The sequence below is a fragment of the Kitasatospora sp. NPDC056327 genome (assembly GCF_042261735.1).
Taxonomy (GTDB): domain Bacteria; phylum Actinomycetota; class Actinomycetes; order Streptomycetales; family Streptomycetaceae; genus Kitasatospora.
In genome coordinates, this window is record NZ_JBHJRC010000326.1 from 1 (window position 1) to 9,069 (window position 9,069).

8 protein-coding genes are annotated in these 9,069 nt (G+C 73.3%); 5 read left to right on the top strand and 3 right to left on the bottom strand.

Features of this window, described 5'->3' with window-relative positions; translation table 11 throughout:
* Nucleotides 1–37: 37 nt before the first annotated feature.
* Nucleotides 38–754, bottom strand: a complete 717-nt coding sequence (locus ACFCX4_RS31390) for a prepilin peptidase (protein ID WP_376149919.1) — start codon at nt 752–754, stop codon at nt 38–40.
* A 144-nt stretch (nt 755–898) separates the two neighbouring features.
* Here ACFCX4_RS31390 and ACFCX4_RS31395 point away from each other — a divergent pair, with 144 nt between their 5' ends.
* Entirely contained in the window at nt 899–1,636 is a 738-nt protein-coding gene (locus ACFCX4_RS31395) for a hypothetical protein (RefSeq protein WP_376149922.1), read from the top strand.
* A gap of 111 nt (nt 1,637–1,747) precedes the next feature.
* Complete coding sequence (locus ACFCX4_RS31400; protein ID WP_376149924.1) at nt 1,748–2,962, top strand: pyridoxal phosphate-dependent aminotransferase; 1,215 nt, start codon at nt 1,748–1,750, stop codon at nt 2,960–2,962.
* Between the two features lie 184 nt (nt 2,963–3,146).
* Here the strand turns inward: ACFCX4_RS31400 and ACFCX4_RS31405 are convergent, their stop codons facing one another.
* Nucleotides 3,147–4,973 (bottom strand): phosphoenolpyruvate carboxykinase (GTP), encoded by a 1,827-nt coding sequence (locus tag ACFCX4_RS31405; RefSeq protein ID WP_376149926.1) that lies wholly within the window; start codon nt 4,971–4,973, stop codon nt 3,147–3,149.
* A gap of 284 nt (nt 4,974–5,257) precedes the next feature.
* Between ACFCX4_RS31405 and ACFCX4_RS31410 the strand changes: the two genes are divergently transcribed.
* Complete coding sequence (locus ACFCX4_RS31410; RefSeq protein WP_376149929.1) at nt 5,258–5,932, top strand: hemolysin III family protein; 675 nt, start codon at nt 5,258–5,260, stop codon at nt 5,930–5,932.
* Here ACFCX4_RS31410 and ACFCX4_RS31415 read toward each other — a convergent pair.
* Entirely contained in the window at nt 5,903–6,442 is a 540-nt protein-coding gene (locus ACFCX4_RS31415; protein ID WP_376149931.1) for a hypothetical protein, read from the bottom strand. The two genes, ACFCX4_RS31410 and ACFCX4_RS31415, sit on opposite strands and share 30 nt — an antisense overlap.
* A 308-nt stretch (nt 6,443–6,750) precedes the next feature.
* Here ACFCX4_RS31415 and ACFCX4_RS31420 point away from each other — a divergent pair, with 308 nt between their 5' ends.
* Both ACFCX4_RS31420 and ACFCX4_RS31425 read left to right on the top strand, forming a co-directional pair.
* Nucleotides 6,751–8,379 (top strand): MFS transporter, encoded by a 1,629-nt coding sequence (locus ACFCX4_RS31420; RefSeq protein ID WP_376149934.1) that lies wholly within the window; start codon nt 6,751–6,753, stop codon nt 8,377–8,379.
* Between the two features lie 8 nt (nt 8,380–8,387).
* Nucleotides 8,388–9,044 carry a TetR family transcriptional regulator gene (locus ACFCX4_RS31425; protein WP_376149937.1) on the top strand — a complete coding sequence of 219 codons (657 nt, stop codon included), beginning with the start codon at nt 8,388–8,390 and terminating at the stop codon, nt 9,042–9,044.
* Nucleotides 9,045–9,069 lie beyond the last annotated feature (25 nt).

Genomic DNA, 9,069 nt, shown 5'->3' on the forward strand with positions numbered 1-9,069 from the left:
GTCCCCGGGGGCCGGGGACGCCGGGCGGGCGGCCCGCTCAGGAGTGCCCGAGGACCGCCACCAGGGTGCCGAGCAGCAGGAACGGGCCCAGCGGCACCTCCCGGCCGCGCACCGGGCGGCGGCGCACCAGGTTCACCACCAGGACGCCGGCCGACCAGAGCCCGGCCAGCAGCACGAAGGCGGCCAGACCCGCGAAGGCGGCCGCCCAGCCGTACCGGCCGAGCAGCGCGCCGAGGCCGAGCGCGAGCACGGTGTCCCCAGGGCCCACCAGCCCCAGCTGGACCGGGACCTCGAACAGCACCCCGGCGGCGACCGCCACCAGCAGGCAGCGCAGCAGCACCCCCGGGGTGCCCCCGGCCAGCTCCAGCACCGTCAGCAGCGCCGCGAGGCCCGCCGCCAGCGTCCAGCTGAGCGGATAGGGCAGCCGGTGCACCCGGGCGTCGGTGAAGCCGAGCACCACCCCGGGACCTGCCAGCCAGAGCAGCAGCAGCGCGTCCGCCGGATGCGCCGCGGCGAGCGCGGCGGCGGCCGCGGCGGCGGTGACCGCCTCCACCCGCCAGGGACCGGGGCCGAGCCTGCTCCGGCAGCCCGGGCAGCCGCCGGTGGGCGGCAGGCCGCGCAGTTCGCGCCCGCAGGACGGGCAGGCCAGCAGCCACGGTTCGCCCTCCGGCACGGCGTACCGCACCACCAGGCCGCGCAGCGCCGGCGCCACCAGCACCCCGGCCACCACCGCCCCCAGCACGCTCGCGATCACGGCTCGCCCCCTCCTCGCCCGGTGACGGCACCGTCCGGCGGGCTCCGCTCCGGAACCGGCCGGGCACCGTCCGCGTCCGACACTGACGGCACCGCGGAGACCCGGGTGCCGCACCGAGCACATCATCCACGGGGGAGAGACACCTTGACGAAGCTTCCGGGCACTCTGCGCGCGGCGGTTCCGCTCGCCGCGCTGGCCCTGGCCCTGACGGCCTGCGGACCCGAGAACGACGACCCGGCGGTCGTCGCCGCCCCGACGGCCGCACCGACGGCGGCCGCCACCGGCGCCCCGACCGGCCCGGCGGCCTCCGCACCCGCCTCCGCCCCGGCCGGCACCGCGGGCGGCGCGGCGGGCGGCGGGACCGCGACCGCGAACCCCGTCCCCTCGGCCGCGACCAGCGGCAACCCGATCGGCGGGGCGAGCGGCGGTGGCGGCAGGATCAGCTTCGAGACACCGCTGGCGCCCACCGCCACCGGCAGCTACCTGGGCAGGACCAAGGCCGACGTCACCCCGGTCTCGGTGGTCAGGGGCACCGCCGCCGAGATCGCCGCGTACAACTTCAAGCCCGCGGACACCGCGGGCCGCACCCCTTATTACGTGACGGTCGACTTCACCAACCGCACCGGCGCCGCACTGCAGGACGAGTACTTCATGATGCGGTTCAAGGTGCACACCGAACCCAGGGGCACCGGCGTCCTCGCCGCCCCGACCGTCCTGAAGTCGGTCCCGCAGTGCGACTCGGGCAAGAAGCCGGGAACCCTGGCCGACGGCCGGACCCAGCGGCAGTGTGCCGTCTATCTCGTTCCGGACGGCACCCCGCCGCAGTTCCTCGCCTTCGGGAGCGTTCTGGACACCCAGCCGCTGATCTGGAAGGCCGGCTGAGGCTTCCGCCTCCTGATCGAAGGAGTGGCGGAACGGTAGCCTCCGGGCGGTCCGGCGGGTGTCCCACGACACGCGCCGGACCGCCCGTTCGTGCCCCTAGAGTAGGCAGGCATGCAGGTCATCCAGTCCAGCAAGCTCGCCAATGTCTGCTACGACATCCGCGGTCCGGTACTCGACGAGGCGATGCGGCTGGAGGAACAGGGCCACCGCATCCTCAAGCTCAACACCGGCAATCCCGCGCTGTTCGGGTTCGACGCCCCGCCGGAGATCCTCCAGGACATCCTGCGCAACCTCTCCTCCGCGCACGGCTACGGCGACTCCAAGGGGCTGCTCTCCGCGCGCCGCGCCGTGGTGATGCACTACGAGGAGCGCGGCCTGGGCGGCCTGACGGTCGAGGACGTCTTCCTCGGCAACGGCGTCTCCGAACTGATCCAGCTGGCGATGACGGCGCTGTTGGACGACGGCGACGAGGTGCTCGTCCCGGCCCCCGACTACCCGCTGTGGACGGCGTCCGTCTCGCTGGCCGGCGGCACCGCCGTCCACTACCGCTGCGACGAGCAGTCCGAGTGGTACCCGGACCTCGCGGACATCGAGGCCAAGGTCACCGACCGGACCAGGGCGCTGGTGGTGATCAACCCCAACAACCCCACCGGCGCGGTCTACCCGCGGGAGGTGCTGGAGGGGCTGGCCGGCATCGCCCGCCGGCACCGGCTGGTGATCTACGCGGACGAGATCTACGACAAGATCCTCTACGACGGCGCCGAGCACGTCCCGCTGGCCACCCTGGCCCCCGACCTGTTCTGCGTCACCTTCAACGGCCTCTCCAAGGCCTACCGGGTGGCGGGCTTCCGCTCCGGCTGGATGGTGCTGTCCGGCGACCGGGCCCGGGCCCGCAGCTACGTCGAGGGCCTGACCGTGCTCGCCTCGATGCGGCTCTGCGCCAACATGCCGGCCCAGCACGCGGTGGCCGCGGCGCTCGGCGGGCGGCAGTCGGTCAAGGACCTGGTGCTGCCGGGCGGCCGGCTGCTGGAGTCCAGGGACGCCGCCCACCGGCTGCTCAACGAGATCCCCGGGGTCAGCTGCGTGAAGCCGAAGGGCGCGCTGTACGCCTTCCCCCGGCTGGACCCCAAGGTCTTCAAGATCAAGGACGACGCCCGGATGGTGCTCGACCTGCTGCGGGCCGAGCGGATCCTGCTGGTCCAGGGCACCGGCTTCAACTGGCCCGAGCCGGACCACTTCCGGCTGGTCACCCTGCCGCGCGCGGAGGAGATCACCGACGCGGTCACCCGGATCGGCGGCTTCCTGAGCGGCTACACCCAGCCCTGACGCGCGGCGCGGCGGCGGCCGGTGGCGGGCGGCGGCGCGGGAGCCGGGGAAGAGCTACGGCCGGAGTCCCGGTCGGGCGATCTCCTTGGTCGGGGAAAGATCGTCCGTCGGGGCTCCGGCCGTCCTGTCGCGGCCGGTGCGCGGTTCGTGCGGCGCACCGGCCCGTTACCGCTCCGGCTGAGGCTCAGCCGAGGCGGGCGACCAGGTTCCGGTACTCGTCCCACAGTGCGGCGGGCGTGTGCTCGCCGAAGGTCTCCAGGTGGCCCGGGACGAGCGCGGCCTCCTGGCGCCAGATGTCGGCGTCGACGGTGAACAGCAGGTCGCGGTCCTCCTTGGACAGCTCCAGGCCGTCCAGGTCGAAGCCCTCGACGGTCGGCAGCACGCCGATCGGGGACTCGACGCCCTCGCCGGTGCCCTCCAGCCGCTCGACGATCCACTTCAGCACGCGGCTGTTCTCGCCGTAGCCGGGCCAGACGAACTGGCCCTCGGCGTTCTTGCGGAACCAGTTCACGTAGTAGATCTTCGGCAGCTTGCCGGCCTCCGCCCGGGCGCCGACCTCCAGCCAGTGGGCGAAGTAGTCACCCATGTTGTAGCCGCAGAAGGGCAGCATCGCGAACGGGTCCCGGCGCAGCTCGCCGACGGTGCCCTCGGCGGCGGCGGTCTTCTCGGAGGCGATGTTGGCGCCGAGGAAGACGCCGTGCTGCCAGTCGAAGGACTCCGTCACCAGCGGGACGGCGGTGGCGCGCCGGCCGCCGAACAGGATGGCCGAGATCGGCACGCCCGCCGGGTCCTCCCACTCGGGGGCGATGGTCGGGCACTGCGCGGCCGGGACGGCGAAGCGGGCGTTCGGGTGGGCGGCCGGGGTGCCGGACGCGGGCGTCCAGTCGTCGCCGCGCCAGTCGGTCAGGTGGGCGGGCTCCTCGTCGGTGAGGCCCTCCCACCAGACGTCGCCGTCGTCGGTGAGCGCGACGTTGGTGAAGACGGTGTTGCCCCAGAGGGTGTCGATCGCGTTGGCGTTGGTGTCGACGCCGGTGCCGGGCGCGACGCCGAAGAAGCCGGCCTCGGGGTTGATGGCGTACAGGCGGCCGTCGGCGCCGAAGCGCATCCAGGCGATGTCGTCGCCGATGGTCTCGACCTTCCAGCCGGGGATGGTCGGCTGGAGCATCGCGAGGTTGGTCTTGCCGCAGGCCGAGGGGAAGGCGGCGGCGACGTACCTGGCCCCGCCGGACGGCGGGGTGAGCTTCAGGATGAGCATGTGCTCGGCCAGCCAGCCCTCGTCGCGGGCCATGGTCGAGGCGATGCGCAGCGCGTAGCACTTCTTGCCGAGCAGGGCGTTGCCGCCGTAGCCGGAGCCGAAGGACCAGATCTCCCGGGTCTCCGGGAAGTGCGAGATGTACTTGGTGCTGTTGCACGGCCAGGCGACGTCCGCCTCGCCCTCGGCCAGCGGGGCGCCGACGGTGTGCACGGCCTTGACGAAGTCGCCGTCCTCGCCGAGCTGGTCGAGCACCGCCCGGCCCATGCGGGTCATGACGCGCATCGACACGGCGACGTAGGCGGAGTCGGTGATCTCGACGCCGTAGGCGGCCAGCGGGGAGCCGACCGGGCCCATCGAGAACGGCACGACGTACATGGTGCGGCCCTTCATGGCGCCGCGGAACAGGCCCTGCTCGCCCCGGAAGATCTCGCGCATCTCGGCGGGAGCCTTCCAGTGGTTGGTCGGGCCGGCGTCCTTCTCCTGCTCGGAGCAGATGAAGGTGCGGTCCTCCACCCGCGCCACGTCCGAGGGGTCGGAGGCGGCGTAGTAGGAGTTGGGTCGCTTCTCCTCGTTGAGCTTCCTGAAAGTGCCCTGGGCGACGAGCAGGTCCGCGAGGCGCTGGTACTCCTCCTCGGAACCGTCGCACCATTCGACGCGGTCCGGCTGGGTGATCTCCGCGATCTCGCCCACCCACGCCAGCAGGCGCTGGTGGCGGGTCGGCGCGGCGCTGAGAGCAGCCGAGTTCTCGTTCGACACGATCGCTCCGTTTCACGCCATCCCGGCGGGGAGACGGCGTAGCGGGGGTTGAGGGTGCTTGCAGCGTAGCTCCGCACCCGTGACCCGAACACGGCACAACGGCGAAGTTGACTCATCTTTTACTACAGTAAGGATGATTACCGACTGGTACGAACGCGGGTTCGGCACCTCAGGACGCCCCCGAACCCTTCCCCGAATACTCCAAAACGTCCAAGTCGTGATGAGCACCACTTCCTACGACCCAGTAACCTACGGATCCGTAGGTAGCGGGTAGCATGCCGCTCATGACTGCTGAGCTCCTGGAGAGCGCGGAGCGTGCCGAGAGCAAGCCGAAGTGGCGCGGCTGGCTGCACGCCGGAATGTTCCCCGCCACGCTGGCCGCCGGGATCGTGCTGATCTGCCTCGCGGAACCGGGGCCCGCGAGAACCGCGTGCGCGGTCTACTCGGTCAGCGCCTGGCTGCTCTTCGGGGTCAGCGCGGTGTACCACCGCTTCCACTGGGGGCCGCGCGGCGACGCGATCCTGCGCCGGCTGGACCACGCGAACATCTTCCTGATCATCGCGGGCACCTACACCCCGTTCACCATCCTGCTGCTGGACGGCGCCGCCCGGCAGGTGCTGCTGTGGGCGGTCTGGGGCGGCGCGCTGGCCGGGATAGCCTTCCGGGTCTTCTGGGTCGGCGCGCCGCGCTGGCTCTACACCCCGGTGTACCTCGCGCTGGGCTGGGCCGCCGCGTTCTTCCTGCCGGACTTCCTGCGCACCGGCGGCGTCGCCGTCCTGGTGCTGATGATCGTCGGCGGGGTGCTCTACAGCATCGGCGGCGTGGTGTACGGGCTCAAGCGGCCCAACCCCTCACCCCGCTGGTTCGGCTTCCACGAGGTGTTCCACGCCTTCACCCTCGGAGCCTTCATCACCCAGTACGTCGGCGTCTCACTGGTGGCCTACAGCGCGGCCGGCTGAGCCCGGCGCCCCGTGACGGGCGGCCGGCCGGTCGTGCGACCGGGCGGGCGCCCGTTCCGCCGTCCACTCCCGGACCGGGCGCTCGAAGGGCCGGTCGTGCGGGGTGCGCTCGTGCGGTGCCCGCTCGTAGCCGCGCTCGTGCTGCCCGTCGCGCCGGCGCTCGCGCAGCCGGTCGAAGCGCTCGTGGGAGTGCTGGCCGCGGACCTGCCGCCCGGCCTGCCGCGCGTCGATCGCCTCCCGGGCCCGGCGGCAGCGCTCGCAGTGCGCGGCGTCCACGTTGCCGCCGGCCGTCCGGTGACTGCGCGGCGCGGGCCGCCGGTCGCGCCCGGGCGCCTGGTGGAGCAGCCGCCAGCGCCGGCCCACGTAGGCCATCAGCAGCAGCACCTCGACCCCGGCGACCACCAGCACCAGCACGGCGCCGTGGACCAGATAGGCCACGACCACGGCCAGCGCCGAGGACACCACCACTGCGGCACCCCAGACCTGGGCGCCCGACTCTCGATCGGCCATCTCGGCTTCCCCTTCCTGCGCCGGGCTCGTGGTCGGCCCCTGCCGCCCCACCCCTTCTCCGCTCTCGGCACGCATCGGCCCGCACTGACCGACCGCCACATCGTATCTACCGTCCGTCACCCACAACCGCCCGAAAGCGGCGAACGACAGATCAACGTTGCGTCAATTCCCCGTGCGGAACGCGCACTTCCAGGACACATCACGCAGAGTCACCGGAATGCCGGACGCCCGGCGCATTGACGGCGGGCATCTTCTGGTAGTTACTGTCATTTGACAGCGACTCCCTTCGCGTGCTCCGGAGGTCCTCCGTGCCCACCCCGCCCACCGACCAGGCGGCCGCGCCCGGGCCGGACCCCCGGCGCCGGCTCGCTCTCGTCGCGGTCACCCTGAGCGTCCTGGTGATCAGCTTCGACATGACCGTCCTGAACGTGGCACTGCCCACCCTGGCCTCGCAGCTGGGCGCCACCACCGGACAGCAGCAGTGGATCGTCGACTCCTACGCCGTGGTCTTCGCCGCCGTGATGCTCCCGGCCGGGCTGATCGGCGACCGCTTCGGCCGCCGGCGCACCCTCACCGTGGGACTCGTCCTGTTCGGCCTCGCCTCGGCCGTCGGCACCCTGGCCGACAGCCCCGGCACGCTGATCGCCGCCCGCGGCGCGATGGGCCTGGCCGGGGCACTGGTGATGCCGATGTCCATGGCGGTGATCCCCGGCCTCTTCCCGCCCGCCGAACAGCGCCGCGCCACCGCGGTCCTGGCCGCCGCGCTGGCCCTCGGCACCCCGCTCGGCCCGCTGGTCGGCGGGCTCCTGCTGCAGCACTTCTGGTGGGGCTCGATCTTCGCGGTCAACCTGCCGCTGGTGGCCGTCGGCATCACCGCCTGCGCCGTCCTGCTGCCGGAGACCCGCAACCCCGCCGCGCCCCCGATCGACGTGCCCGCGACCCTGCTCGGCGCCGGCGGGCTGGCCGCGCTCACCTACGGCATCATCGAGAGCCCCGAACACGGCTGGGGCGATCCGCCGGTGCTCGGCACGGTCGTCGCCGCGCTGGTCGCGCTCACCCTGCTCGTCCTGCGCAGCCGGCGCCGGCGCGACCCGGTGCTGGACCTCTCGCTGCTCGCCGACGCCGGCTTCCGCTGGTCGACGGTGGCCGCGACCCTGGTGTCGCTGGTGCTGTTCGGCGCGTTCTTCGTGCTCCCGCTGTACTTCCAGAGCGTCCTCGGCGCGGACGCCTTCGGCACCGGCCTGCGCCTGATGCCGATGATGCTCGGCCTGATGGTCGCGGCCCGGACGAGCGACCGACTGGTCGCCCGGACCGGCCCGCGGACGGTGGTCGTGCTCGGCCTCGCCCTGCTGGCCGGCGCCCTGCTGCTCGGCAGCCGCACGGAGGTCACGGACGGTTACGGGCCCGCCGCCGTCTGGCTCACCCTGCTCGGCATCGGCATGGGCCTGTCCCTCATCACCGCGCAGGCCACCGCCCTGCTCACGCTGCCGCCCGCCCGGGCCGGGGTCGGCTCCGGGCTGCTGCAGACCTTCCGCCAGGTCGGCGGCGCCGTCGGGGTGGCCGTCTTCGGCAGCCTGCTGGCCTACGCCTACCGGGGCGCGCTGGACACCGGCGGGCTCGGAGCGGACGCCGCCGAACAGGCCGGGCGGTCGGTGGTCGCCGCCGACGCGGTCGCCGCCGCGACCGGCGACCCGGCGCTGGCCGTCTCCGCGCACGGCGCCTACGTGCACGGGATGACCGTGGTGCTGCTGGTGTCCGGGGTGATCGCGGCGCTGTCGGCGGTGCTGGTCGCGCTGCGGATGCCGGCCGTCGAGCCGGCCGGCCCGGCCTCCGGAGCCGCCGCCGGAACCCCCGCCGGGTCCCCTCCCCCGGCGGCCGGCGGCCGGGCCCCCGGGTCCGCCGCGGGGTCGGCCGCGCCCGCGGGCGATCACGGATAATCGAAGGCATGAACGCATCGCAGTCGGCAGCGGCACCTCCGGCGGGACCGGGCGACCCGGTCCGGGCGACGCTGGAGGCGCCGCTGTCGCTGCGCGAGCGGAAGAAGCTGAAGACCCGCCAGGCGATCCGGCGCGAGGCCTACCGGCTGATCGCCGCCCAGGGCTACGAGAACACCACCGTGGACCAGATCGCGGCCGCCGCCGAGGTCTCCCCGTCCACCTTCTTCCGGTACTTCGCCACCAAGGAGGACCTCGTCCTCTCCGACGAGTACGACCCGGCGATGATCGAGGCCCTGCTCGCCCGCCCCACCGGTGAACCGTTCCTGCGCTCCTGCCGGGAGGCCCTGGTCGGGCTGATCCGCCAACTGCAGGAGCAAGAGCGCGAGGAACTGCTCGTCCGGATGCGGCTGACCATGGACGTCCCCGCGCTGCGTGCCCGGCTGATCGACCCCGGCAACGAGCCGCAGCGGCTCTACCTCACCGTGCTGACCCGGCGGGCCGGCGTCCGGGAGCCCACCTTCGCGATGCGGATCACCGCCGCCGCGATCGGTGCCGCCACCACCGAGACGGTGCTGCGGTGGGCCGAGGGCGGCGGCTCCGAGGAGATCGCCGACCTGGTCGACCGCTCGTTCGCGATCCTGGAGAGCGGGTTCGCCGACGTGTAGGCCACGGGTGGGGGCGGGCTCCGGG

Bases quoted from the DNA above. Each gene is read 5' to 3' on its own strand.
- ACFCX4_RS31415 (WP_376149931.1), bottom strand. From the start codon at position 6,442: ATGGCCGATCGAGAGTCGGGCGCCCAGGTCTGGGGTGCCGCAGTGGTG.
- ACFCX4_RS31400 (WP_376149924.1), top strand. From the start codon at position 1,748: ATGCAGGTCATCCAGTCCAGCAAGCTCGCCAATGTCTGCTACGACATC.
- ACFCX4_RS31410 (WP_376149929.1), top strand. From the start codon at position 5,258: ATGACTGCTGAGCTCCTGGAGAGCGCGGAGCGTGCCGAGAGCAAGCCG.
- ACFCX4_RS31425 (WP_376149937.1), top strand. From the start codon at position 8,388: ATGAACGCATCGCAGTCGGCAGCGGCACCTCCGGCGGGACCGGGCGAC.